Annotated in this window: 8 protein-coding genes; 3 read left to right on the top strand and 5 right to left on the bottom strand. The window is 38.5% G+C overall.

The window, feature by feature from the left end; translation table 11 throughout:
* The first annotated feature begins 173 nt into the window (after window positions 1-173).
* Complete coding sequence (locus tag VB693_RS09785) at window positions 174-1,952, top strand: DUF3685 domain-containing protein (protein WP_323266089.1); 1,779 nt, start codon at window positions 174-176, stop codon at window positions 1,950-1,952.
* Window positions 1,953-2,185: 233 nt separating this feature from the next.
* On the opposite strand, the gene VB693_RS09780 is transcribed toward VB693_RS09785, so the two are convergent.
* From VB693_RS09780 to VB693_RS09760, 5 genes are all read right to left on the bottom strand, one after another.
* Window positions 2,186-3,064: a hypothetical protein gene (locus VB693_RS09780; RefSeq protein WP_323266088.1), complete on the bottom strand. Its 879-nt coding sequence runs from the start codon at window positions 3,062-3,064 to the stop codon at window positions 2,186-2,188.
* 448 nt (window positions 3,065-3,512) lie between these two features.
* Window positions 3,513-4,868, bottom strand: a complete 1,356-nt coding sequence (locus VB693_RS09775) for a (Fe-S)-binding protein (RefSeq protein WP_323266087.1) — start codon at window positions 4,866-4,868, stop codon at window positions 3,513-3,515.
* Window positions 4,869-4,915: 47 nt separating this feature from the next.
* A complete protein-coding gene (locus VB693_RS09770) occupies window positions 4,916-6,181 on the bottom strand; it encodes an FAD-binding oxidoreductase (RefSeq protein ID WP_323266086.1) in 1,266 nt (421 codons plus the stop codon).
* A 462-nt stretch (window positions 6,182-6,643) separates the two neighbouring features.
* Entirely contained in the window at window positions 6,644-6,868 is a 225-nt protein-coding gene (locus VB693_RS09765) for a DUF1830 domain-containing protein (protein WP_190708940.1), read from the bottom strand.
* Between the two features lie 252 nt (window positions 6,869-7,120).
* On the bottom strand, window positions 7,121-7,813 hold the full coding sequence (locus tag VB693_RS09760) for a response regulator transcription factor (RefSeq protein ID WP_323266085.1): 693 nt from the start codon (window positions 7,811-7,813) through the stop codon (window positions 7,121-7,123).
* A 104-nt stretch (window positions 7,814-7,917) separates the two neighbouring features.
* On the opposite strand from VB693_RS09760, the gene VB693_RS09755 reads away from it, so the two are divergent.
* Window positions 7,918-9,297, top strand: a complete 1,380-nt coding sequence (locus tag VB693_RS09755; protein ID WP_323266084.1) for an ATP-binding protein — start codon at window positions 7,918-7,920, stop codon at window positions 9,295-9,297.
* Window positions 9,298-9,352: 55 nt separating this feature from the next.
* A complete protein-coding gene (locus VB693_RS09750; protein WP_323266083.1) occupies window positions 9,353-11,173 on the top strand; it encodes an ABC transporter ATP-binding protein in 1,821 nt (606 codons plus the stop codon).
* The last annotated feature ends 177 nt before the right edge of the window (window positions 11,174-11,350 follow it).

Genomic DNA, 11,350 nt, shown 5'->3' with positions numbered 1-11,350 from the left:
ATAGTGCTAAATAATGCTGATGTCATGTAGGTAAACAAAGCTGTGCCACAGTTATTTTGCGTACAGCTATGTAGCCAGGATGATTGTAGATGCTGGGTTGTGAATTTTGAATCTTGTAGCTGGCTTTCCTTGCGGGACGCTACCACAAACTCCTAGAATATTTTAAATTGCTTATGAGCGATCGCCCTTTAAAAATTATCTTAGTTGATCCAGACCCTATCTTCCGCTTGGGACTACGGGTAGCGTTAGAAGCAATGCCTAACTTACAAGTAGTATCAGAAGCTGCCACAGATACAGCAGTTTTGCAAACTCTAACAGAACTAGCTCAACAAGACCCCAACCAAGTGAATTTGGTAATTTTGGAATTAGGTGATAATCGCTCAACAGATTCTCAGCAACAAGGTTTACAACTAATTCAGCAACTCAAAGCGTTATATCCGACACTACCGATTTTACTCTTCTCTTCTGTGCAAACACCAGGCATCATCATGGCAGCCAAGGCTTTTGGTGCAGATGGTTACTGTCCTAAAGGTACTCCTGTAGCGGAATTGGTGACGGCGATGGTAGAGGTCGCCAATGGTAAATCATATTGGTTAGAAACCAGAACAAGCATTCAATTAAATCCTCCGCCCCAAACTCCAGCACGACGCTTACCCTTGGCAAAGTGGCGAAATAGCTTACATTCATCAGGAATTGGTTACATTGAAGCGAGTTTAAAAGGAATTACAGCCCAATTACAAATTCCTGGTTTACCAATCCTAGATAGAGCAATTTTAGCTGGACAACGACGAGAACTTTTAGCAGCTCGTTGGCTACTTAATCAATTGTTATTAGCCCCTCAAGAAAGACAACAAGAACAGCAACCAAAATTCATTCCCTCAGTCCAACCACCACCGCCTGTATTACCTTCACCTAGTAGTAATATTGTCCCTTCAGGTGTACAAACTATATTAACTACACCCCCGTTATTAAGTCCTAGATTACTGCAATCTACTCTCTTTGCATCCTGTATCAATAAACTGCAATTTTCTTTAGAAAATGTTTCAGATACTCCCTTAGAAATTGACATATTTCGTGAAGAGAGAAAACGGGAATTACTGTATTTAATTCTTCAAAAATTATCTCAGCAATTAGATGATTTACGTGAAGCTCAAATTACGGTTAATCAATTATTAGAATTGCAGCCTATAATCTTAAAAGATTTATGGCAAGCTACAGTTACAGATTTTTTCGGCAAATTCTCTCGCATCAAACTAGGAAACCGCAATATAGAAATTGTCAATGTACTATTACAAAATTCAGTAGTAGTTCAAACCGCGATTCTCAATAAAATTCCGTTAGTTGGGGAATTGTTATCTTACTTATTATTTCAAACAGATTTATACATAGATAATACATCTTACTCAGCAGGTAGCTCAGAAGCCAACTTCCAAGCAGAAATCATGCTAGAGAATTTGTTAATTCAGGTAGCTAATGCTGTAGTGCAGCCTTTACTCAACTCTTTAGCAGATGTAGAACAAATCAAAAAAGACTTTTATGATCGCAAGTTAATATCCACGCGAGAAATTGAAAAGTTTAGAAATGATTTATCTTGGAAATACCGTCTAAATAATTATGTTAAAGAAGCCCAGGAAATTTTTGAAAGCCGTTACGAATTATTTTTATTTGCACCTCGTGGTATCGCAACAATTTCCGTTTATGCCCCCCGCAATGAAGAATTAGCCCAGCTTGCTGGTATTCCTCTACTAGTGACATTGACTCTAGAATTTCGAGATGCGATCGCTCCCCGGTTACAATCAGTATTATCTTTTTTAGGTAGTGGTATTGTCTTCGTACTCACCCAAATAATTGGTCGCGGTTTAGGTTTAATTGGTCGCGGTGTCATTCAAGGTATTGGTAGTGTCTCTTTCTCAGAAAAAAACTTCAAGCGCAACAATGAGAAGACTAAGTAATTCGTAATTAACTCGGTGTGCAACTTGATCTCCAAGGATGTTTGATAAGTAGGGCTTGCTAACATCAAAATTTTAAAAACTTAACCCCCCTTCCCTACAAGCCCTATATATTTTTCTTTTTTCGTATGAAACCACCCTGCTCACCAAAAGCGAGGAGGGGGTTAGGGGTGGGTTTCTTCTACTTCACTCAACCAAGAAACGCCATAACTTATACTTAGCTAGCTAAACAACAATTAACGAGCGTTTTGTGGTAAGGCTGAGGGATATATACCTTCAGCAATTAACACAGGTCTTTGACTATATTCTTTCTCTAGTTGTCCTCGCAAATTCGCATCCCAAACAGGACTGTATTCTTTCTCAATTTCAGTCACCACAAATGGACGTAGTGTACCAGTAGTCACAACCTTTTCACCTTCTTTAATAGGTGCTTTATCTTTCAATTGATTGGTCACTAGAACTAATAGTGGGTTAGTTCCCAATACTTGTCTATCTTCCACAACAAAAGCATTAGGCCCGTAAATTCGAGAAACATTTCCAGGTACGGAAATAACTTTATTGTAGTAGGTTTGAGGATTTTCGTTAATTACTCCTGGTGTTGGTGCTAAAGCAATTGATCGAGCAATAATTGCTGGTTTCCCAACATACTCTTGAAAAGCATCTTGACCTAAATCTACACCATATTCTTGTTTAATAGTATTAGGATCAAAATTAGCAACAGTGCCTGTAACTTGTAATCTTGTATCTTGAGGAACAGGTAAATCAACAGGTTTGCCAGTATTATTTACAACGGCAATTCTTTCTCCCCCAAAAGCTTCTCTGTCAGTAATTGTAAATACGTTGTCATTGACTCTGTTAATATCTTGGCTTCTGACAGTCACAAGTTTACCAATGAGTTCTTGTGTATTCTGACTAACTTCTGGAGCAGTTACATTATCTTTATCTTGTTCTGCTACAGGTGTAGAAACTCCAGGTGTTTGTGTCGTTGTATCAGGAGCAGTAACTTGTGGCTCATTAGTTGCACAAGCTGGAAGCAATAAAGCCGTTAAAGCAATGACTGTTGCACTGATGCGTTTATTCCAACTAGTTTTTTTATCTTGATGGGTAATGAACATTTTCTCTCCTTGTATATTGCCAAAATAATTTTTTTGGACACAATTATTTACCTAACTAAATTTAGATAAATAATTATTGCCTTTCAGCTATTCACACTTTCTAGAAACTCATATCAAAACCTCTCACATAAAATAAGAGAGGTTTTAAATGTTCTCTATTTTTTATCAGGTAATATGGCTTATTCCTTCATTGTTAATGTCTTTCGTGTTGAGCAAAATCATCATTAAACAGCATCAAATATAGAAATTTACAATACTATTATCGTCTGTCTAAAGAAGGAAATTTACAATGAGGAGTTTAAGACTATACCTTATACTTTAGGAATAAATTTTAAAATATTTTCTCTTTTTAGGTTATTTTTGAATGCAAAATCGGAGACAAAATTCATAACCCCGCTTCCTCTGAGAAAGCGGGGTTATAATCTCTGCACTAACTAATTGAAAATCGCTATATTTTCAACTTGACACCTCGAATAGAATAGTCTAATAGTTCCATTGGGTGCATCACAGAAATGTCCTGTTCCTGGGACTGTAAATGCTTGGCAATTTGTAATGAACAACCAGGATTAGCAGAAGCAATTAATTCAGCACCAGTGTTTAATAAATTTTGTACTTTTTGCTTACCTAATTCTTCCGCAATTTCGGGTTGCAACATATTATAAACACCAGCACTACCACAGCACAAAGCTGCATCTAAGGGTTCTTTTAAACTCACTCCTGGAATTTGTTTTAATAACTGCCGTGGTTGCACACTAATCTTTTGTCCATGTAATAAATGACAAGCATCTTGATAAACCAAATTTAAAGGTTTATTTGTCAGTGGTGAAAGTTTCACTGTTAAGCCAACAGTTGCTAAAAACTCTTGAGCATCTTTAACTTTAGCGGCAAAATCTTGGGCTTTTTCCCGATATTCTGGGTCATTTTCTAAGATATGACCATATTCTTTTAAAGTATGACCACAACCAGCAGCATTGATGATGACATAATCTACACCAGTCTCAATAAAGCTATCAATCATTTGTCTAGCTAATGCTTGCGCCTGTGCTGTTTGTCCTTGGTGTTCGGGTAATGCTGCACAACAACCTTGAGATTGAGGAATCACAACTTCACACCCATTCGCCGTTAAAACTCTCACCGTTGCTTCATTCACAGGAGAGAAAAACAAGCGTTGTACACATCCCAAAATCATCCCGACTCGATAGCGTTTCTTTCCCTGTGCAGGAATCACAGTAGGTAAATTATTTTGAAAAGATTTGACGGTAATTTTTGGCAGAATTGACTCCATTGCTGCCAAGCGAGGTGATATTTTGTTAAGTAACCCTGTAGCACGCACAAGTTTAGGAAAACCCAACTTTTGATAAACAAACAGGGGAATTAGAAAAATCCGTAAAACATCAGGGTTGGGAAATAAAGAAAATATTAGTTGACGAACTAACTTATCAGAGAAAGTGCGGGAATAATTGCGTTCGACTTGGTGACGAGTAGCAGAAATTAACTTGTCATACTGTACCCCAGAAGGACAAGTAGACACACAAGCTAGACACCCTAAACAAGAATCAAAATGTTCAACAGTAGCCGTATTTAAAGCAATTTCTCCCTCATTAATCGCATCCATTAAATAAATACGTCCCCTAGGGGAATCCATCTCCTTCCCAATCACCCGATAACTAGGACAAGTCGCCAGGCAAAATCCACAATGCACACAACTATCTATTAACTTCGGGTCAGGTGGATGATTCTCATCAAACCCGGTTAAATTCTTCAAACTAGCAATATTATTAGTAGAATTCTCTGAAACCTGCATATTTAACCTTCCCCTCTCTGTGTCTCTGTGACTCCGTGGTTAATTTCTTAAATTCCACCAACAAACCGACCAGGACTTAAAATATTTTTGCTATCAAACTGTTTCTTAATGCGGCGCATCAACGGCAAAGCATTACCCGTGTATCCCCACACATCTATTTGTAATTTCACCGCCACAGGTGCTTGAATCACCGTTAAAAAGCCATTCTGAGATTGACAAAGCGATCGCAATTTTAAAACCTGATTCTTATCCTTAACTTGCACTACACCCAAACCACTGCTGAGATGAACCAGTCCAATTTCCACTCTAGTCAACATCTCCACAGCCTTAGTAGGTAATATTCCTATTTTGCAGGTAATTGCAGCATCTGTGGCAGGATGATGTATTTGTTTTGACAATCTCTGCCATAGACTCTCTTCATCTGCACTAGAAAAAACTGCCCCTTTTAATCCTAACGTTTGCCCTAGTTCTAAAACTCGACGGGACTGTTCCTTCACACTCTCACTTAAACTTTGAAAACGGGCAATTAATCCCATCCCTGCGCCCAAACCCAAACTAGAAACTAATTGCACAGATAATAAATCTGCCTGAGTTGGTGTCAAAGCTGAACCGCGTAAAGTATTAGCAGCTTGCGAAATAGCCCCAGCATCACCAGTCAACACCACCGTTCCCGATGCTGACTGCAAAGGATACACACGAAAAGTTACTTGGCTAATAATTCCCAATGTACCGTATGACCCAGTAAACAACTTCATCAAATCGTAGCCAGCCACATTCTTGACTACCCTTCCGCCAGCTTTGGCGATTTCTCCATCAGCGCGGATAAATGTGATACCTAAAAGCTGGTCGCGCACACTACCATAACGTTGGCGCAGGGAATTTGTATCAGCAGTAGCCACAATCCCGCCAATGGTGGCTAACTCTGGATTTGAGGGGTCAAGGGCGAGAAATTGCCCCGCATCTGCCAAAATCTTTTGGAGATGGAAAAACTTCATCCCAGCTTCGACGGTGACAGTCAAATCACCCACAGCGTGTTCAATCAGTTGGTTGAGACGTTCTGTACTAACGACAACATCAATATTTTCAGCTAAACCACCCCAATTGAGTTTACTTCCACTACCACAAGGCAGGATACGCCAGTTATTACGGTCAGCTGTGGCGATAACTGCGGCTAACTGTGCTGGGGTTTGGGGATAGACAATACAACTGGGAGATTTTCCACCAGCGATATGTGGGATATTAAGATTGTCTTTTGGGTAAACGGTATTTTCTACGCCAACGATAGATGCAAGAGTAGAAGCAATGGCTGTCATCAGTTTATTTAACGATTCCCTACATCTCATTCTGCTATACAAATACTAGACAAGTCTAGACATTTATTTCTTACTGCAATGGGAGCATGGGAGTAGTTAAATAATTCATTGAGAGCTTTTGTCAAGCAATTTTGGTGTTTAATAGTAATCATTGGGTGAGTGCGATGGGCTACACCCCAACCTAGGCGATCGCTGTAATTATTGATAAAAAACCATATTCGGCATTTCCATAACAGGCAGTAGTCAATAGCTTCCTCTGGTATTATTTACATCCTCAAGATAGGAGCTATGACTATACGATGGCCAAGATAGGCAATACTTTTACATTCAATTGTAATATCTACCACTACCACGATTATATTTATTCTTATTCACAAAAAGGTTCAACTCCATTTGATTAGTTTAAATAAATTTAATTTCAGCCACCCTGTATAAATGCTTAAATAGGAAATAATTTAATCTTTAACTCAATACTTGTAAATCGCCACAAATAATAGTTTTTTTCGCAACTAACCCTGTTGTGGTATCAACATCAATTTCTAGTTCAGCTTCGGAAACAGCTGCAAATAAAAATTGCTCTCCTGGAAACACTATTTGCTCAAAATGTAAATTAACAATATTTGAGATGCGAGCTATTTGCAGTTGGCTAGTTGTATTTTTGTAAAAACAGAGAATTTCCTTACTCATCTCCTAAATTTAAAACTCGTAAATTTTAGGGTAACTGGCTAAAGACTCGTAGCCAGAATTGAATTTAAAAATTGCATTCTTAAATTCAAACCTAACAATACTACACAGATATGTAATCTTCGTGTAGAACTTGTGTAGAATTTGTGCAGATAAATGATTGAAGAAACAGGAGTTTAGGGGAAAACCTCTTTTATCTTCGACTGTAAAACAGATTTCATCGGAACTGGCTGCTACCTTCCGCCTTGTAAATAGTTACTTCAATCGATACCCCAATCCATGAACAGTTTCAATGAAATTTTCCGGCGCACCTAATACTTTCAGTTTTTGTCGCAAACACCTAATGTGTGATCTTACTGTTTCGTCTGTTGGGGAGTCGTCAACTGACCAAACTTGTTCAATAATGCTAGAGCGGCTTAATACTCGTCTGCCATTAGCCACCAATAATTCTAAAATTGCATATTCTTTTGGAGTTAATGATAGGAAGGAAGCATCGTAAGTAGCTTCATAGGTACTAGTATTTAGGTGCAATTTACTCCATGATAGACTCAATGTGCTGCTCGAACTACCTCGTCTGAGTAAAGCACGAATCCGAGCCATTAACTCTTCTAAATCAAATGGCTTTGCTACATAATCATCTGCACCTGCATCTAACCCAGCAATCTTGTCAGCTACCGTATCACGGGCTGTTAACATTAACACTGGTGTAGTCGAATTACGATGTGCAGGGTGATTTATGCTGGTAGTACGTAAACGATGACAGAACCTAATTCCATCTAGCTTTGGCAAGGTGATATCCAGCACTACCAAATCATACTTCATTGACTCTGTTGAGTTCCAAGCTACTTCCCCATCTTTGGCAATATCTACGACGTATTGCCTTCTGTTAAGTACCTCTGCTAGTACCTCTGCTAGTTGAGTATCATCTTCAACTACTAAAATTCGCATATTTTATCCTTTATATAGCAGCAGGCAAGCATACAGAAAATATTTTCAATTTATCATGATTTCTTACTTATAAAATAAGCAAGCACTATTATGTAACTTAATTTATGACTTGGCAATTAATACAATGGCCTTTCCAAAGAAAAAGGATTGTAGGAGGATTGGCTTTAACCCTGTTGCTAATGGGATTTGTCTGTTTCGCTTCATTGAAGAACACAGATGAAATTAGAGATGGAGCTAATAGGGTGCAGCAGACATATCGAACTCTCAATACTTTGACAAATTTCTATGGCGCAATGACTGCCGCAGAATCAGCTAGACGAGGATATATTTTTTTAGGTAGTAGTCAAGATTTGCAGCATTATCAAAATGCAGTAGCAAATGTGCAGTCCGAAGTTAAATTATTAGAACAGCAAATACATTCTAGTTTTAGTCAAAAACAGCGATTGGTGGATTTCAATTCATTAGTCAATCAAAGATTAACTCTTTTAGCACAATCTATAGAACTTTATCAAAAGGATAAAACAGCATTATCAGTACAGAATGATATTACCGATCGCAGCGTTCAGCTTCGTGAAAAAATATTGATGAACATTGCAGATATTAAAGCGGAAGAACAAAATTCTCTGCAAAGCTCACTAGAAAAATCAAAACAAAGTATTCATTTCAGAATTTCCCTAGAAATCTTAGGTACAATTCTAACTTTAATAGTAGTTCTGGGTTTATTTATACTCCTAGAACAACAAAGAATAAAGCGGGAGAAAATTAGAGAGTTAGAATCATCATTAGCTCAAGAAAAAAAGATAGGAGACTTAAAAGTGCAATTATTCTCAATGATTTCTCATGAATTTCGTACTCCTTTAAGTGTAATTTTACTATGTTCTCAATTATTAATAGAAAGTCTTGAAAGCTTGCTAGATGAAAAGCAATTTAAAAACTTGGGACGTATCCAATCTTCTGCTAAACTGATCAATCATATATTAACAGATATATTAACTTTAACTAGAGCAGAAGCAGGTAAACTGGATTTTAAACCACAATTAATTAATTTAGAAAATTTCTGTTTAAATTTGGTCGAAGATTTACAGTTATTTGGAATAAAAATACACATGATAAAGTTTATTAATGATAGCTTACATTTTCGAGCAAATCTCGATGAAAAGTTACTATATTCTATTCTCAGCAATTTGCTTCTAAATGCCATGAAATATTCAGCTAACCAAGAAAATATTTACTTGGTTTTAAGACATGAAGCAGCAGCTACAGTTTTTCAGGTGATCGATAAAGGTATTGGCATCCCACTAGTAGAACAACAAAAAATTTATGAGCCTTTTTATCGATGCCAAAATGTTGAGAATATTGCTGGTACAGGTCTAGGATTAGCCGTTGTGAAAAAATGCGTTGAGCAACACAAAGGAGAAATTTCTGTAGACAGCAAAGTTGGTGTGGGGACAACATTTACTGTTAGGCTTCCTCATAGCTGCTAACAAAATCTTCTGAATTATCGGCGGAGTGGGTTAATCTCGCGCTATAAAAAGAATAATGAAGAGTAAAAAGCAACGTCACCCCCTGCGTCAATCACTGGCTGTTTTCCGTTATAGCGGAAGGGCGATAAACTTGGTTTGGACTACTAGCCAGACTTTGACAATTATTCTGGCTAGTTTAACTTTATGTGCTGGTTTGTTTCCTGCTGCGATCGCTTATCTCGGTAAACTAATTGTAGATGGCGTAGTTTTGGCATCCCAAGGGAATGCAGAAGGGAATATTTACGCACCTTTATTGTATGTCGGCTTAGAGGCGATCGCAGTAGCTTTGTTGGCAGGTTCTCAACGGGGACTAATCATCTGTCAGTCACTATTACGGGTGTTACTCGGTCAGCGAGTCAATGTGTTAATCCTCAAAAAAGCCCTAAGTTTAGATTTGACTCACTTTGAAAACTCAGAATTTTACGACAAATTAACCAACGCCCGACGAGAAGCATCAGTACGTCCCCTCTCTTTAGTTAACCGTACCTTTGGCTTAGTCCAAAATGCCCTGTCTCTCATCACCTACGGCTTTTTGTTAGTTAAATTCTCAATTTGGGCTGTAATTGTCTTAATTGTCGCAGCAATGCCAGCCTTTATTGCTGAAACTCGCTTTGCTGGGGAAGCTTTCCGTCTCTTTAGTTGGCGTGCGCCAGAAACTCGTCAACAGCATTATATAGAAAATCTTTTAGCTAGAGAAGACTTTGCCACCGAAGTCAAACTCTACCAACTGGGAGATATGCTTTTAGGCCGTTACCGCAACGTATTTCGGCAACTCTACAACGAAGACCGCGATTTAACCATCCGTCGAGGAATGTGGGGATACCTTCTAGGTTTAGTTAGCACCGTAGCCTTTTACATCGCCTACGCTTGGATTGTAGTAGAAGCAGTAGTAGGAAGAATTTCGTTAGGTGATATGACTATGTATCTCACAGTCTTTCGCCAAGGACAATCTACCTTTGCCAATGCTCTGACTTCCATTGGTGGTATGTATGAAGATAACCTCTATCTCTCCAACCTCTACGATTTTTTAGAAGAAAAAGTTACTCAACCCTGGGGTAAAACCACCAAAGGGATTGATTCCCAAGATGGTATCCGCTTTGAGAATGTCTCCTTTACCTATCCAGGAAGTTCTAAACCCGCCTTAAGAAACATTTCCCTACATTTAAAACCAGGCGAAAAATTAGCAATTGTCGGTGAAAACGGTTCTGGGAAGACTACTCTAATTAAACTCCTCACCCGACTTTATACCCCAGACTCCGGCAGAATTTTATTAGATGGCGTAGATTTGCAATCATGGAATGTAGATGCACTGCGTCAACGCATCGGCGTAATATTCCAGAATTTTGTCCGCTATCAATTCACCGTCGGCGAAAATATTGGTGTTGGGGATGTAAACAGCCTTGATGATACAACCCGTTGGCAAATAGCCGCCCAAAAAGGTAACGCCCATAGTTTTATCGAACGCTTACCCCAACAATTTCAAACCCAGCTAGGAAAATGGTTCAAAAGCGGACAAGAATTATCTGGCGGACAATGGCAGAAAATCGCTCTAGCCCGTGCATTCATGCGGACTCAAGCAGACATTTTAGTCTTAGATGAACCCACCTCAGCCATAGATGCCCAAGCAGAATATGAGATTTTCAATCATTTTCGCGCCCTCACCCAAAATCAAATGGTATTTTTGATATCTCACCGCTTTTCAACAGTCAGGATGGCAGACAAAATCCTAGTAATTGAAAATGGGGAAGTGAGAGAACAAGGAACTCATGAAGAATTGTTAGCCCATGAGGGACTATATGCCAAATTGTTTTTATTACAGGCGGCTGGTTATCAGTAGAGTGAGGGAGTTGGGGAAGTTAAAGAGTGAACAAGCAGTATTTAAGTCAAGTAGTTGAAAAAATTTGTGATTTTTGAACTCTAAAGCCTGAATGTTGAACCTCAAAGCCTAAATGTTCAAGCTTAAAGCCTAAATGTTCAAGCTTAAAGCCTAAATGTTGAACCTTAAAGCCTAAAT

Origin of the sequence: Anabaena sp. UHCC 0399, from assembly GCF_034931465.1 — a bacterium.
GTDB lineage: Bacteria > Cyanobacteriota > Cyanobacteriia > Cyanobacteriales > Nostocaceae > Trichormus > Trichormus minutissimus.
This window is presented reverse-complemented; position numbering and strand designations above follow the sequence as displayed.